Here is a 15,037-nt window from a genome sequence, read left to right on the forward strand (position 1 = left end):
GTAGCAAGATCATCAACACCATAGAAGGCGTTTGGAGTCTGCTGCGTTCCTGGCTCCGTCCTCACCGAGGCATCTCCCAGCGTTGGTTAACGCTCGATCTTGGTTTCTTCCAGACGATGCACAACATCCGTCAGCGAGGCCACGCCCTTCTCGGCCCTCTGCTTTCCCTTCTTCTCTCAGCTCCCCGGAACACCGTATGAGCCTTGAGAAAAGTCGAGCTTCGTTACCGACGTCCAGTGCATCCAACACGCTTACAGCGTCAAGGATCATCCAGGCCTCTCACGCTCAGACCAGCTTTTTCTCAAGACAGCCTGTACATCCAAAGCATTCAGCACTTCGGTACAGCCTTCCCAGTGCGAGAGCTTGACCTCCGCATTGCGGATCTCGAAAGCGTGGCGCGTGGGCACTGCGTCAATGACTTGCTGCGCTCGCTTCGCCTGTCCCAGGGCCTCCTGGATCCATACATCCTCCAGGACGTCAGGAATCTGGCCGAAAAGGGTGCGGATGTCATTCAGGCGCTCAGACAGGCGGGCGTGGACGCGGTCCTCGACGGAGCCCCGATAGCGCAAGTTCAGGATGTGAACAGCGTCATGGCGCTGTCCGATGCGCTGAATTCGACCTTTGCGCTGCTCGAGGCGGGTCGGATTCCACGGCAAATCGAGGTTGATCAATCTGGACAGACGCTGCAAATTGAGGCCTTCGCTGGCCGCATCGGTCCCGAGGAGAAGCCGGATTTCGCCGCTTTGAACAGCGCGTTTGAGTTCATCACGGGAAGTGGGTGTGAACGTGCCCACATGATAGATGCCGGAGGTCGTCGGTCCGGAGTACAGCGCGATTCGCTCACCCGGCAGGTGCGCCGTGAGCTGCTCTCCCAACCAGGCCACGCTGTCGCGGTACTGACTGAAGATGATGCAGCCTTCTTCCAGCCAGTTCCAGTCGAGCAACGCTTCGGTGACCGCCGCCAACTTGGGGTCCCGACTCTGTTCCCGCTCCAGAGCATCGACGAACTGCTCGAGCAAGCTGCGCTCAGGCCCGGTCAGGGCACGGACAAAACTGGCCTCGCTGCTTTCTGCTTCGTCCTCGTCGTCCTCACCGTTCAGGTCCCCCCAATCGCCAAGGAGCCGTTGGGCGGTGAGCCTCCCAGCGTGCAGGGTGCTGCCCACCCGGCGCAGCAGCAGCGTTTTCAGAAAGCCCGCACCGCGCATCCGGGCCCCGAGTAACCGTGTGAACTTCTCGGCCAGCTCATAAGCATCTTGCAGATACCCCGGCAGCCTCAGCGCGTCTTCTTCGCGCTCCCCATGCAGGACCACTTTAATTGGCTGGAGGATCGGCTGGCCGAATTCATCTTTCTGTTCTTCCAACTGCTTGCGGCTCCGCAGCACAATGCGGCGGATAAATGGGTGATGGTCATGCATCCAGCTGGGGAAGCGCTGAAGGCGGCGACGGTCACCGGGGCCCAAGGCCATGCTGTGGATGGCCTGCGGCGGCGCGACGCTCTGCGCCGGGGAAAGGCTGAGACTGCGGCGCAACGCGGCAAAATCCGGATGCTCCTGGGCGGGCGGCAGGGGGTTACTGAACCACTGCCAGCGTTCCGTGTCGTCGGCGGGCAACTTGATGCGGTTCATCACCAATTCCAGCGCATGGGCAGGCCGCTTGCGCCATAAACTTTGCGGCGTACCCAGCACGCTGTCATCCCCCTGCGCGAGAATATTGAGCAGATCCCAGGCCTCAATCGGCCCGAGCTGGACGGGCGTCGCGGTGGCCAGCAAGACGCTTCGTGAGCGGCTGGCCACATCCAGCATGAAGCGCATCAAATTGTTGGCGTCTGGCGCTTGACTTTCTTTGCCTTCACCGCTGTTCTTGCGGCGGGCCCGGTGCGCTTCGTCGAGCACCACCAGGTCGTAGTCCTGCGACAGCAGCATCTGGGCGGCTTCAGAGCCGCGTGAGATTAGACCGCTGGAGACGATACCGATGCGCCGTGGGCAACGCTTGAGCGCATTGCTGACGTTGGCAGGATGAACCGCGCCCGCTTCATCCACCCAGTTTTCACCGTTCCAGACGGCGCTCGGTACGTCGAGGAGGCCCAGCATCTCGGCCTGCCACTGCCACAGCAGGGTCTTGGGACAGATGATCAGCACCGGCTTGGTACCGGAGAGGGCAATCAGCTGGGCGCACATGGCCAGCTGCACCGTTTTGCCGAGACCCACCTGATCAGCCAGCACGAAGCGGGCTTTCTGGGTGGGGCCGTGATGGGCATTCATCACCAGCTCGACGAAGGCCTTCTGATGGGCCCACAAGCCGTTTTCACGGCGGTAGACCGGAGTTTCGATAATGGCGGCGGCGGGCGTGGGCTGGGCCTGCCAGGTCGGCAGGGAGATGACCGTCCGGTTGGCCAGACGGCCCACATCCTCGATCACCGCGTCGGCCAGCGCCACAGCACGCGCGTCATTCCATAGAGCGTCGAATTCTTCTTGCACCCATGCCACAGCGTCCGGAGCGGTGTCTTCCCAGACCAGCTCATAATTGTCGCGCCAGGCCCGGCGCGACTCGTTGGTGCTGCCCATAAAGCAGGTGGCGGGCCTAGTGTCATATCGGATGACCCCGGCCTTGCCGTGAACCAGACCGAACGCCTCGTCGGGCAAGACCCTGACTTCCAGCTTCCGGGCAATCAGCAGTTTGTAGAGTCGGGCGAGGCGGCCACGTACCACCTGTTCCTGCTCACCGACCAGCAGCGTTTCAGGCCGCGCCGCGACCCAACTCAGCCGCTGGGCCTGCGCCGCCGCCTTGGCCGTCTGCACATCGGCAGGATCAAGGTCACTGTTACAAATGACGCGCACGGTGCCGCTGACCGCTTCAAGTTGCTCGGCCATCAGATCGAGCAGACTGGAATTGAAGTAGCCTGCGATGCGGTCGTAGCTTGCCGCGCCCTCTAAGCGAGTGGACAGAAAGGCTTTGTCTAAGCGTTCACGGCGCGAGGAGAAGCGTCGGACGGTCATAGTCCCGCACCACAATCACAACAGTGCCTTGCTCCAGCCTTTTTGGGATCTCTTGCATATACTTCACCAGTACCTAGCCAATACTTATTGTCAGCGTCTATGTTCTCCAAGGTGGGAAAGGATTTGACGATCAGAACATGATCTTGGCACGAGCTACATCGATTCAAAACAATGCCAGCACCGCATTCAAGATTAGCGCAAATCCAGCCGAATCTTCCTCGCGATGGTTTCCAATCGTGACGCCCCGAAAAGTCAATGGTTTTATATCCATTCAAGGGTGTGACGCTCTGCCGATGCGAGTGCCCACACTGAAAACAAATCCAGAAGATACCGTGTCTCACTAGCCAAGCCGTTAGAATACGTTTTAGAGCAAAATCATCTTGAGTTTTCAAACATTCAATACCATGCTTGAAAGGAAAATCCTGTTCCTGGAGTTGCTCACTACCCTGACTTCTTTTGGCGGGCCAAGCTCTCAAAGTAGAAGGATGTAGCAAAAAGCCAGTTCCATCACTTGGAGCAGCATAACGACGGGCTGATTCTTGAAGATCGTGCGCTGCCTCGGAAAATACTACATACCTCTTACACTTGGCATCAAGAAATAAGGGAAATACGGAGCCCTCAATGCTCAGCAAATCCAATTTTAGGTCAGGGCGGTCATCGTCTTCTTGCCATTGTACTGAGAGGCGGATACTGAGATCAGGTCGAGCATAAACCAACTGTGCGCCGGTGCGTAAACCATAACGCGGCCCGCCAGAACTTTCCAGCGCCGCAAACCCATCTTTTAAATCTGGCGTGAAACCCAAGCGTTCGAGCAATTCACAGACCTTTGCGATCATCCAAAATTCGTAAATTTCCCAAGGGCGTCGCTGTCCCAAATTAACAATCTGTTGTCGCCGCTCAGGCGAGGCTCCTTTTTTGATCAACTCACTTAATCGATCTTCTAAATCAGCAACGCTTCGGTAACGCTCATCAAAATTTGTGCGATTGTTTTCCCGCGTAGGTGTGCTGATAAATTGCCACCAAACCTCAGGAAGGTCAAAGCAGAGCAAGCTTTGAAGCGATTCAAGTTCTCTGATCGCTCTGTTCTCCAGATTCTTGAAGAGACGCCGACGAGGTGGGCTTCCTTGCTTTTCCGCTTCTTCAGCCCGCGAAGCATACTCACTCACCTCTCTTTTTAAGTTCAGAGAAAGTTGTTGACGTACATCTTCGTAAGCCCGCAAAACCATCACTAAATGCGCGTTTTCAGCAGTGTCCAGAGAAGTTCGCTCAACATCCGCCCAAAGCGTCTCGCCAGAAACAAACCATTTGCCATCTTGACGCTGGATACGCCTATCCTGAACATTACGGATAAGTGCGGCAGGTCCCAAGCGGAAGTGACTACTAAGATGGATTTCCTGAAGCTCAGTAGTTAGGGACTCTGCGGGTTGTTGCAAAATCTCTCGTACCCGCTCCTCCAGTGCCGTCCATTGCTGAGTAAAGCGGGCAATGTCAGCGCGAATTTCCTGCACATGCTCGGGCAGATTGCTGTTCTCCGTTTCACGGTGGCTGAGACGGAATTCCTGAGAGCCCAAGAACTCCACCATCTGATCAATTTGATCAATCTTTCTATCCGAGAGCGCAACCCGCGCCCAGTTCAGTTTTTGGGCGTCTGTGGCCATAATCCTGTCAGTACTTCCAGCGTCCGTAAATTAGAATGGAGAAGTTCCTTGAACTTGGTACGCTGTTCTTCTTGCTGGCGGCCTGATAGTAGTGCGGCGTATTTGGGAGCAACGGTCATGGAAAGGGCCAGGTCCAGGGCATCAGCTGCATTTTGCCCCAAGTGTTCTGCATCTGCGTAAACGTGCAAAGCACGCTTGAACGTTCTGACACTAAACGGCAACTTCAGTGCGCTGATAGCTTCTGCCAAATTCTGGATAGCTCTACGCTGCGACTCAATTATCCTTGGTGCGGCTTGCCATCTCTCCCAAGCACTTCGTGGAACAAAGTGCGTATTTTCACTTTGAGACTTGTCACTCTTTAGAGCGATTTCAATGTTCGGCGGCGGAACGTACAAAAATGCTGAACGGTCACGAAATTTGTCGCTGAATGAGCGAGTGGTGTGATCTTCATTGGCTGTACCGGCAATCAACAGAGAACGAGGCACGCTGATGCGTCCATGCCCACGGCGCAGCCATGCATATGTTTCTCCTTGCAGTTGCTGCTCAACTTCGTTTCTCGTTGCCAACTGAATATAACGTTGACCCGTCTCAAAAGCGCTGAGATAATCAGCTAGAAAATATTCCACAAAAGACAAGTTGATTTCATCAAGCAAAATCAGATCAAGCGGCGCTTTCAGATCGTTGGCATCAGCGTACTCGACTTGCGCTTGCAGTGCTGCTGAAAAGGGCGTCTCTCGGTAGTGTGCACCGCCCAGAGGATCAGCGTAACCATGCAGATTCTGTACCCCTGTCCAATTGGGCTGCACCGCCACCGGCGTAACGTGAATTCCCAAAGCTGTCGCATATTCCAGCAGCAAGCTGGTTTTGCCCGCTCCGGATGGGCCGGTTAGCACCGTAAACGGCGCGTGTTTGAGGGCCAGATGCACGCTCAGCAACTGAGATTCGTCAACACGGCCCGCTAACTTCTGGCCAGCGATTTTCAGGGCTTCGGCTTCGTCGTCAAAAGGAATGAGGCAACGTAACACAGCGCGCTGATCACCTGTGGCCTGCTCGCGTTGGTGCAGACGCTCAAGGTGCGACTCTAGAGCTTGGTTAATCTTCCCAAGCTCTTTTTCTTTTTCTGGTAGCTCCTTACGTACACTTTCCCAATGATCAAGTTGACTCCGTACATTTTCTAGCCTTGATTCATCGTCTTTCAGTTGTGAGTCTATTTCCGACTGCCTCTGTAATGTTCTATCAATTGCATCGTCTGCGTCTTTTTTTGATTGTTTATAGGTCTCTGTCGCTTTTTCCAGTTCTCCTAAATTTGCTCCTAATCCACCGAGCATTTTTAATGCTTTGGAGGAGAGTTGAACACCTGATATTTGAGGACCATCCTGAAGAATTTGACAAATGTAGTTCGTCTCAGCAATGACGTCTTTGAAGATCCAGACCGACACGTCCTGAGCAGCGTCATTTAAGTTTTCGTAAAATCTCCGATTGCCAATACGAAAAGCATCTCCGCGATTCTCTCTTAAAATAGGTTCACCGCTTAGTCCTTTCTCAGTTGGGTGATCAATAGTAGTTATTTCATGAAAAGGCAGAGGTTTATCTTGAACAATCCACTTCCCCTTTCCCCTCTCGACTTTAACAATATCACCTATCTCAAATCGAGCTCCTCCAAGAACAAAGGCTAATCCCGACTTGTTTCCCTCGCCTTTGATTGAGATTTCGTTGTTCTGCACCTGCTGCAAGACCACAGCACGGAACGTATCCTTTAGGTTGCCCGCGCCACTCTTAATCTGAATACTTTGCGCCATTTAATTATACCCGGTCGTTTTCCAGCACGCCGCGCAGCAGCGAAGCGGAGTGAGCGTCTTCTTGCCAGTGCGCCGCGCCCTCAATCCGGCCCATGCTCTCCAGATAGGTCAGCAGGCCCATCACGCGGGCGCGGTCGGCCCAGTAGCTGCTGCCCAACTCGTGGCGCAGCCAATTCTTGCCTTCCTGCGGATCGCCACTCTCGGACGTTTTGCCGACCGCAAACAGGGTGTGGCGCAGCAGCGTGCCGCCCATTGGCCCCCTGCCTTTTTCCAGCCCCTTGCGGCCCAGTTCGCTGGGCGTCGCCAGCCGCACGGTGTTGGCCTTGCTGTTGCCGAACAACTCGGCATAATCGCTGGCCCCAATGCCGCGTGCCAGTTCCATGTACACACCGCTGCGGTACTCGGCGTGGGCTTCGACTTCCAGACCCTTGAGGTAATAGCGCTCGTGGGGTGTCAGGGTGAGCCAGAGGTCGCGCTCAATGCCACGCGGAATCAGGTAGTTCACGGCAATGGCCACCGCCTGCTCAATCAGCTTTTGAATGAGGCTGACTTCGCCCTTGACGCGCGGGCGGCTGATCTCGCGCTCGGGATCAATGCCCTCAATCGGGTTTGCGGTCAAGACGCGCAGGGCCGCAGCGTAGGCGGCGAGCTGGTAGTCGGCGTCACCGAAGTTGGGTTCGGAGCTGTCATCCAGCGCCTTCATGGTGTCGAGTTGGCGCACCACTTCCTGTTCAATTTCGTGCAGCAGCTCATCTTCAAACACTGCCTCGGTGCTGATGCGCTTGCGAAGCACCAGCAGCACAGTGCCCTGCACGTAGTTCCCGGCTTTTAGAGCGCTGTCAGTTTCGGTGGAAATGGTCCAGGCCGCTGTGACTCGCAGACCCGCCGCCCACAGAATCAGGGCGAGGTCGGCCCAGACTGCTGCGTCCTGGTGGGTGAACATGACCACTTGAGCGCCGTTGTCGGGCATGTGGCGGGTCAGGTTGGCGTAAACCTCCACCATGCTCTGCCGGAAGCCTGCATCGTTGCCTTTAACGGCCAGAGCGCGTTTGCTGTCGCCATACCATTCGGGAAAGAGACGAGGGATATGTTTTTCGTACCAAGCAAGGAAGAACTCGCTGACCTCGTCATAATTGACAGCATCAGCATAGGGGGGATCAGTTATCCAAAAGTCGCAAATAGTATCATTAGACCTAGCATCTTTCAGTTCGACTTGTGCTTTGAGTATATTGTCGCTGTTGAATACAATCTGTGTGGAATACAATGCCTGCATTGGTCTAACAGAAAAATTGAAAAATGTATTTAAAGCATTGTTGTAATAAGTAGCTTTTCCACCACCAATACCGCCTCCCTGAGAAGAAAGCCATTGACTCAATCGTGAATTCCAGTTCGCTAAACGGTACACAAGAAGCTGATTGCCGATTGATAAAACTTTTTCGCTCTCACCGAAATATTGGAATAAACCATGAACCAAGAGCTGGCGAGGAGTAAAGAGATGCTGCCAATGTGACCAGCCACGCTCACGCATCGGCTGGTCAGTATTGTATCCCGACTCAATTCGGCTGCTGGGAATAAAGCCTTTCTCCTGCCAGTCAGCAAAGCGCTCTCGCAATAGTTCCAGTACCCTCGCTTCGCGGCGCTGGTCAGCTTCGGTGGAAGCGCGGTAATGCCTGCGCGTTTTGATTTTGCCGCCCTCGCTGTAGGTTTCCACCCAGCGAATGCAGTACAGCCGCTCCTGAAATACGTCATCGGGTCGCGGCACAACGTCGTCATTCTCCCACTGGCGCAAGCCGCTGCCTTGCTCACGCAGTACCCTGATCGGCGTGCTGGGGCCACCATTGGGCGGAGTCAGCCGTGCATCCTTCACTGTGCCATTGTCCTTTGCCCGCTTCATCTGAGCAGCCGTGGCATTCTCAATGATGCGAATGTCATAGCGCTTGTTGGCAGGGTCAGCCACCAGCTCAGCGCACACGCCCTTATCAGCGATCACCCAGCTCGGCGCAAGTGGCACCATGTAACTGCTCTCTGGGTCACGCACTTCTACGCAGTAGAGGTAAGCGTCAGCCCGCCAGCCCTGCTCGTTGTGTTCAATGCCCCAGGCCGTAACTTGCTTATCCACCGCTTCAAAGACCTCACGCTGGGCTTTCTGCACCCGCTCGGCCACTTCTGGCCCACCACCCACCAGATTCAGCGCCGCCCAGGTCAGCAAGCCCGCCACCGGGTTCAGGTCGCTTGCGTAGGCGTCTGCGCCAATCCGCGCCGCCTCAAAGGGAATGCTGCCGCCGCCCGCAAAGGCGTCGCCCACGCGGGGCCGGTGCCCGAAGCGCCGCAGGCCCAGTTCTTCCACCAATTCCGGCAAGCTTTGGGCCTGCGTTCCCAGGTGCGCGTTAATGGCTTTCCAGGCCGCTTTGTCGGGGCCGCTCAGGTGTTCGGGGCGGTCGGCGTAGGTCAGCTTCTCAGCGTAGGGTAGGTGCTTGAACACCAGCATTTGCAAGGCGTCCTTATCGGCCTTATCCAGCGCCCGCACCATCGGCTGTCCGTCCGGCCCCGTCATTACATACCGGCGGCTTTGTTCGGGCGGCAACGTCAGCAGCACCTCTAGCACTTTGTCGGCCTTAATCGGCTTGCTGCGGCGGCGCTCCAGCCCAGCGTCGTCCATTGTCAGCAGCTTGAGGAAGATGTCAGCGTCGGCTTTGGCGTCATCGGTTTGCGGCAGCAGCAACCCCAGCAGGGTGGCCCGCACCAGAATCAGCGGTTTGCGGCCCCACCACTTGCCCAGGCCGGTCAGAGTCTGGCCGCTCACGGCTTTACGTTCCTTGTAGCTCTCGGCGCTCAGCTTGGCGACTGGCAGGTACTGTTCAATCAGGGCGGGCGCGTCGCGCAGGTCTTGCAGCAACGTGGGTCGGTCAGTTGAGGTGGTCACGGGTTCTCCAGTTCGGTATTGGGGGCAAGGGGAAAAGTCCAGGGGTCGTAACTGGCAACAGGAAACACCGCAAAGTCGCGGCTGTTGCGCGTCACCAGGGTCAGGCGGTGAACCGAGGCGGTGGCGGCGATCAGGGCTTCTATGGCAATGCCGCTACGGGCACGCACTTCCGGGAGGGCCATCAACTCGCCCCAGCGCCGGATGACCGGCTCGTCCAGCGGCAATAGGCGTCCGGCGTACTGCGGCACCACCTGGCCGTCAAGCCAGTTGCGAAGCTTGATGGCCCGCTGCGGCGCGTCACTCTGGGCAACCTGGGCAATGCCGCGCTCGATCTCACCCACCGAGATCAGGCTCAGGTAGCTCTGGTCAGGCTCAAGGCCGCTGAGGTAGGCCACCACCGCCGGGCTACGGCGCGGGCGCACCAGTTCGCTGATCACATTGGTATCCAGCAGCACCCGCACCAGCGGCGCACTCACCACTCCAGCTCGCGCAGGTCGCTGCTGCGGTCACGCGCAAACAGGTCTTCGTCCGGCATGTCGCTGAAATCAAAGTCGCCGCGCAGGGCGTCCAGAGCGCTGTGTGCCTGTTCAGGCTGAGTTGCTGGGGGAGCAACGGCGCTCACCACCGCCACCGGCTTGCCGTGCCGGGTAATGACTTGCGGCTCTTTCTCGGCGTCACGGATGAGCTGTGACAGATGCGTTTTGGCGTCCTCCAGCTTCCAGGTTCTGGTCACATTGCCCCCTCACCCCAGCCTAAACTGGTTGATCTGTCCAGATTCTAACGGCCAGCTGAAACACCGGGAGCTTAATCCTGCTCGGTGTCAAACAGGCCGGGGCTTTGCTGGGCGGCCTGCTGGTAAAACGCGGGCGTGCGGCGGGTCTGACGGGGCCGCTCACCCGGCGCGGGGTTGTCGGTCAGGGCGTAGCGCACCGCCACCCGCCAGCCGCGCCCGCGCCCGCTCAGGGCGTCCCCGGTGGCCGCTGCGGTCTGGGTATACAGCCACCAGCGCTCCTCCGGCTCCAGGCCAAGCCAGTTGCTCAGCGCCAGGGGAATGGTGCCCGGGTCAGCTTCCTCCACCGCCCAACACAGCAGCGTCAACTCTTTGCCCAGATCGCGCCGCACGATGTTGAGGCCGCTTTTCCAGCTGCCGAGTGGGTGGCCTTCAGTGCGCAGGCGCAAATTGAGTTGGTTTTGCACCCCTTCAGCCAGGCTGTCCCACACCACCCGCCTGAGGCGCACCCGCAACTCCTGAACCAGCGTGCCGTCCTCGTTGGGGCGCAGATCGCTGATCTCCACATCGTCGCCGCGCTTGCGGGGAATGTCCACCTGAAACTGAGGGCTGCGCGGGTCCATCACGCCGAAGTTGCCCGCCAGGGGCTTGGGGACCGCTTGGCGGCGGGGAGCGGGGCGCGTCACCTCGTCATGCTCGCCCCTCAGGCACTCCGGCACAAGGACACGGCTCCCCTTTGGCGACCTTGCGGCGGGCGTTATTGGCTCACCTCATGCTCGCTGATGTCCTGCTTGGCGTCCTGCGCCCAGTCGAGCAGGTCCTGACCACGGGCAAACTGTGTGGCGTCGCCCAGCACCTGCACCGCGCCGCTGCTGAGCAGGCCCCTGAGATACTCCACGGCGGCGCTGAGGTCTTCGCCGGACATCTGACGGTCCTCGCTGGTCTGCAATTCCACAAACGCGCCGCCGTCCACCACGGTGATGCGGGGAGCCACGACCTGTGCGCTGTACTTCTTCAGGCGGTCCAGATACGTGAACGTTTCGGCGGTGGTGCTGCTCTGCACCGCTTTGCTCCAGCGGGCCGGCTTGCCCGCTTCCACCGTCCAGGCCTTGTCCCAGCGCATCGGAATATCGAGCTGCTCGCTGTAAACGCCGTCGCGCTCAGCAATTACCAGCACCTTGGCCGTACCCTGCGGAACCGTCACGAACTCGCCACTGTAGACGGCTCCGTGCGCGCGCGGATTGCTGCCGTCGGTGGTGTAGCGAATGGTGGCGTGCGGCGCGACTTGAAGTTGCAGCCGCCGGTCTGCGCCGACCTGATACGGCGAGCGGTACTTGAGGGTCAGGCTGTTATGCCAGCTGCGTGCCGGCCCGGACTGGTGATCGCCCGTGTCGTCGACGCACAAAAAGCTGATGTTCAGCGCTTTGGTGCTCAGCTCACTGCCCTCCAGCCTGGCGCTGGCAGGGGTGGCGTCACCGCCTTCATCCCAGTAAATGGTGGTGCCGTGCACCGGTACCACTCGCAGTCGCACCTCGCCGCTGTCGGGATCGCGAGACAGCTGCTGAACCGTCACGTCGGTGTCGGGCTGCGCGAAGGGGCCTTTGTTGATGTAGTTGCCTTCCTCGCGCCACTGGTCGCGGCTGAGCATGTCCCCGCGCAGAGCGTCGAGGGCGTCGGGCTTGTGCCACTGCCACTGGGAATTTGACGCCGCCCGCTTCTTGATTTCGCTCCACGGCAGGGTCTGCTGAGTAAACAGGCGCGACTCCACTTTCTTGCGGAAGGTTTCTCCACTGACCTCGTCGGTAAATTTCTGGCGCTCGCGCAGGGCCGCTTCCACCTGCTTCTCGCCTTCGTATTTGTTGCCGCTGAACTCCATGCGGAAGTCCGCCGTCGACAAGCCGTCTTTGGTGGGGTAATGCAGGGTGGTAAATGTCTCGCGCACCGCCATCTGAAACTGTGCGGCGGCCTTGTCGGCCAGATCGCGGGCCTGAAGCATCTGCGGATCGTTGGGTGGTGTTCGCTCGGCTTCCAGAGTTCCCAGAATGCCCTGAATGGCGCGCAACCGCTTGCCCGCGATGACCAGTGACTGGTACGTGCCCTTGCTGCCGGTCAAGAACGCCACCCGGTTTTTCCAGGGTGTCGCCTCGTACACGGCCCGCAAGTCCGGGTGCAGGCCTGCCTCGTGGGGGCGGAAGATCACCAGTAGGGGCCGGTCCTCGCGGATGTCCAGCGCGTCGACGGCAGGCAAGGCCGCCACCCGCCCGTACACGTAGCCAGCCTTGACCTCAAACATGCTCTCCAGACGGGTGCGCAGTTCCTGCAGCGCGTGCTCCTCGGAGAGGGTGCGCATCTGATCATCGAGTTCGGCGTTGATATTCTTGACGTTTTTGAAGTACAGCTTGGCGTCGGTGCCGTGCATGTACCAGGCGCGGGTGGCGAGGTCTTCGAGGATAGCCTTGACCCGTGTGATGTCGCGGCCCGGCGCGGCTAGGGCAGCAGTAGCGTCGGGAATGCTCAACCCCAGGGTGGGATTTTGAACATTGGCAAGCGAGGCCATCAGCAGCAACTTGGCCGCGTCGGTGGCGGTGCGGTTGCCCTCACGCAAGTCGAGTTCCTCAGCCACCGCACTGCCGCCGCTGGCAATGTCGTGGGCCACTGCATTTTGCAAGTTGCTGTTGATCTGTGCGATTTCCGTTCTGGTGGCGTCATCATTGAGATTGACGTCATACGGCGCGATGAGCACGCGGTCCTGAGCACCCTGGGCGTTGTTCGCCGGATTCCACAACTCCGCAACGGTGGCGCGCATCAAGCGGATCAGGCCTCGGGTCTGCTGGAATCCAGGGTTCTCGCGAAAGCGCCCGTAGAGATCGCGCAGCAGCGGATGAAAGGGGTAACTCTTGATCACCCGCTCCGCGAAGGCTTCAGGGTGCTCGTCGGTGAGCCCCATCTTCTTGGCGTCCCTCAGGGCCGCCGCGTACGCCTGCGCCACTTCGAGGCGCAGGGCTTCACTGGGCAGCTCTTCAAACAGCCGGACCCGCAGAATCCGGTAGAGTTCGTCACTGTTGAGTTTGACCGGCTCCAGCGCCATCGCCAGCCGTCCAGCTTCCTGCTTGGTGTTATGGAGGGCGTCGCGCATAAACTGACCGGCATTGGCGTAGGCTGTCGCATTCAGGTCGGTCAGCACCAGACAAACCTTTCGGCTACCGGGCCGCTCCAGAGCAACGAACAGGTTGGCCAGGGCCGTCTGTGTCACTCGGGCCAGATTGGAATTTCCGATGGCCTTGCTTTCAGCGTTATCGAAATAGGGCGGCAGCTCGTCGAGCAAAATCAGCGCCGTTTCCCCGTCGAGCAGCGACTCCCAGGCTTGCTGACCCGGTGCTTGCAGCGGGCTGTAGTAGTCCTTGAAATGATCTTTCTTGCCCAGACCCTCGGCAATCGCGCCCCAGATTCCCAATGGGGCATCGTGCCGGCCGCTGAAGGCCACCACCTTGACAGGCCCCAATGAACGGCTGGGCTGAAAAGGCATTCCTACGAGGGCCTGATCGCGTACCCCAGGATTGCGGGCCAGAAGACCGAAGGTCAGCAGGTTGTGGGTTTTCCCGCCGCCCATCGCCTGCTTGAGCAGGAAAATGCCCACCTCGTTCTTGCCATCCAGACGCTTGAACCCTTGCTCAAGCAAGGTACTCATGCCTTCTGTGACGTAATTTTCCTGAAAAAACGCGTGTGGATCAATGCGGTTTTCCATCAAATCGATCAAGTCCAGCACCGTGTCGCGGCGTTGGGTATCAAAAACTGAAGAACGCGGTTTGATTAGCGAGGCAAGAGAAAGAGATACGGTACTTGTGTTTGACATGAGGACCAGCCTGTAAACTTGAGAAGGACGTAAAATGAAGTTGAAAGATCAATGGCGCGATAAATGTCCAGACGCTATTCACATTTGCTTGACAAATGTTAAACCCCTAGGACGCCGGAATCACGGCCTGGCCTTCACTGTAGAGTTCAGCACCCAACTGATGCCCGTCGGCAACGGCAAGGCGCAGTTCAGGCGGGCCAATCACTTCAACCTGCCCGCCCCAGCCGAGTAGCCACGGCACCAGTTCCTTGACACCACCGACGTTGAGCACCACGCGGGTATGCCCGCTCGCCAAAGTCACCACTTCAGCCCCCTCGCCCAAGTGCGTTTCCAGCACCCGTTCCTTGACGGCAGGCGAAAAGAACAATTCCACTTTGACCGTCTCGCCGGTCATGATGCCCCAGGCATTCGAGAGGTACTCCAGCGGATGGAAGTCTTCGGGAATCTGGCATTCGTCACTCAGCAGCGTCATGTTCCGCATCCTTGAGAGCCGGTAGACGTAGGGCTGTCCACCTTCCTTGAGGCGGTTGACTCCGATAGCGTAGGCTTCACGGTTCCTGGCGTTGACCTCGATGAAGTAGATGATCAACTCCATCGGCGAGACTTTCTGCGGTGAGTGGTAGTCGCATTTTATCACCCGCCCGTCGAGCCAGGCCTGGGCCGCCAGTTCGAAGGTGCGCGAGGTGCCCTTATTCGGGCGCTGACGGTAGGCCTCATTAGCGAGGAGCGCCACCCGGCGGGCCGGGGCGGGCAACTGCGCCGTGAGCTTTTCCAGCGCTGTCAGGTAATGCTCGTTGTACTCGGCGGCGTGGTGGTAAAGCATCCGCGCCGCCGAGTAGACGGCCAGTGCCTCCACCGGATTAAGCGGCGTGGCACGCACAGGGCGGCGGTACTTGCCATCAGAGGTGCGTTCGATCTCGCCGCTCTGCTGCAACTCTTCGAGGTCGCGCTGCACGCTGCGCAGCTTCGCATCTGGCAGGTCCAGGCGGCGGGTCAAGTCGCGGGCGCTGTACTCGGCGCGGCCCAGGTGATCGAGCACTGCCCGGATCCGGTGCGCTTTGGTGGTGGGGGCACTCAC

General features: G+C 58.6%; 9 protein-coding genes and 1 pseudogene. 1 reads left to right on the forward strand and 9 read right to left on the reverse strand.

Annotation, left to right across the window (positions count from 1 at the left end):
* Nucleotides 1–11: 11 nt before the first annotated feature.
* Nucleotides 12–200, forward strand: a pseudogene (locus EHF33_RS21675) (hypothetical protein); the annotation flags it as partial.
* A 66-nt stretch (nucleotides 201–266) separates the two neighbouring features.
* Here EHF33_RS21675 and EHF33_RS19805 read toward each other — a convergent pair.
* The 9 genes from EHF33_RS19805 to EHF33_RS19845 all read right to left on the reverse strand — a co-directional run bounded on the left by EHF33_RS19805 (nucleotide 267) and on the right by EHF33_RS19845 (nucleotide 15,037).
* Nucleotides 267–2,996, reverse strand: coding sequence for a phospholipase D-like domain-containing anti-phage protein (locus EHF33_RS19805; protein WP_124875504.1), 2,730 nt, complete (start codon nucleotides 2,994–2,996; stop codon nucleotides 267–269).
* Nucleotides 2,993–4,654, reverse strand: coding sequence for a hypothetical protein (locus EHF33_RS19810; RefSeq protein ID WP_124875506.1), 1,662 nt, complete (start codon nucleotides 4,652–4,654; stop codon nucleotides 2,993–2,995). Before EHF33_RS19810 ends, EHF33_RS19805 begins: the two co-directional genes overlap by 4 nt.
* The gene (locus EHF33_RS19815; protein WP_124875508.1) at nucleotides 4,630–6,453 is read right to left on the reverse strand and encodes a hypothetical protein; all 1,824 of its coding nucleotides are present in this window, start codon (nucleotides 6,451–6,453) and stop codon (nucleotides 4,630–4,632) included. Before EHF33_RS19815 ends, EHF33_RS19810 begins: the two co-directional genes overlap by 25 nt.
* A gap of 4 nt (nucleotides 6,454–6,457) precedes the next feature.
* A complete protein-coding gene (locus EHF33_RS19820) occupies nucleotides 6,458–9,376 on the reverse strand; it encodes an anti-phage-associated DUF1156 domain-containing protein (RefSeq protein WP_241191479.1) in 2,919 nt (972 codons plus the stop codon).
* Nucleotides 9,373–9,852 carry a type II toxin-antitoxin system VapC family toxin gene (locus EHF33_RS19825; protein WP_241191480.1) on the reverse strand — a complete coding sequence of 160 codons (480 nt, stop codon included), beginning with the start codon at nucleotides 9,850–9,852 and terminating at the stop codon, nucleotides 9,373–9,375. Before EHF33_RS19825 ends, EHF33_RS19820 begins: the two co-directional genes overlap by 4 nt.
* Nucleotides 9,849–10,109, reverse strand: coding sequence for a type II toxin-antitoxin system Phd/YefM family antitoxin (locus EHF33_RS19830; protein WP_124875510.1), 261 nt, complete (start codon nucleotides 10,107–10,109; stop codon nucleotides 9,849–9,851). The genes EHF33_RS19825 and EHF33_RS19830 overlap by 4 nt, the downstream gene beginning before the upstream one ends.
* Before the next feature lie 71 nt (nucleotides 10,110–10,180).
* A complete protein-coding gene (locus EHF33_RS19835; protein ID WP_241191481.1) occupies nucleotides 10,181–10,792 on the reverse strand; it encodes a DUF3780 domain-containing protein in 612 nt (203 codons plus the stop codon).
* Between the two features lie 71 nt (nucleotides 10,793–10,863).
* A complete protein-coding gene (locus EHF33_RS19840) occupies nucleotides 10,864–13,959 on the reverse strand; it encodes a DUF499 domain-containing protein (protein WP_124875512.1) in 3,096 nt (1,031 codons plus the stop codon).
* 106 nt (nucleotides 13,960–14,065) lie between these two features.
* Complete coding sequence (locus EHF33_RS19845) at nucleotides 14,066–15,037, reverse strand: helix-turn-helix transcriptional regulator (RefSeq protein WP_124875514.1); 972 nt, start codon at nucleotides 15,035–15,037, stop codon at nucleotides 14,066–14,068.

It is taken from the genome of Deinococcus psychrotolerans, from assembly GCF_003860465.1.
GTDB lineage: Bacteria > Deinococcota > Deinococci > Deinococcales > Deinococcaceae > Deinococcus > Deinococcus psychrotolerans.

What these genes read in the sequence shown, in the direction of transcription:
- EHF33_RS19815 (WP_124875508.1), bottom strand. Translation starts at nt 6,453, where the DNA reads ATGGCGCAAAGTATTCAGATTAAGAGTGGCGCGGGCAACCTAAAGGAT.
- EHF33_RS19840 (WP_124875512.1), bottom strand. Translation starts at nt 13,959, where the DNA reads ATGTCAAACACAAGTACCGTATCTCTTTCTCTTGCCTCGCTAATCAAA.
- EHF33_RS19805 (WP_124875504.1), bottom strand. Translation starts at nt 2,996, where the DNA reads ATGACCGTCCGACGCTTCTCCTCGCGCCGTGAACGCTTAGACAAAGCC.
- EHF33_RS19810 (WP_124875506.1), bottom strand. Translation starts at nt 4,654, where the DNA reads ATGGCCACAGACGCCCAAAAACTGAACTGGGCGCGGGTTGCGCTCTCG.